The following is a 316-nucleotide window of genomic DNA, read 5'->3' on the forward strand; positions in this document are numbered from 1 at the left end:
TTTTCGACGGATGGCTCATTCACAATTTTTCATGCTCTCATAATAACAGGCAGAACGCCCAATTTTGGTACAAGAAAAGTCCAGGTTTTGCACAAGTTTTGCCTAAGAAATGCCCAATGGAAAAGACGGCTCAAATGACCGCAGCCGTCTTTAAGATAAACGTGACTCTATCTATTGCTCTTGCTTTGTAAAAATCATATGTGCTTTTCGGGACCCTTATAACGTGCTCGTAAATGTACTTGTCCCTTTTCTGTTCGATGAAGCACTTTTCGATTACAGCCCTCTCTTCCGCGGTAAGCGCCCTTAACGCACGATC

General features: G+C 43.0%; 1 protein-coding gene. It reads right to left on the reverse strand.

The window, feature by feature from the left end:
* Positions 1-130: 130 nt before the first annotated feature.
* On the reverse strand, positions 131-316 hold a 186-nt coding region (locus SB719_RS19405), incomplete at its 5' end, for a hypothetical protein (RefSeq protein WP_412159637.1).

The organism is Pantoea sp. SIMBA_079 (assembly GCF_046940275.1).
In the GTDB taxonomy this organism is placed as follows: Bacteria; Pseudomonadota; Gammaproteobacteria; order Enterobacterales; family Enterobacteriaceae; genus Pantoea; species Pantoea borealis.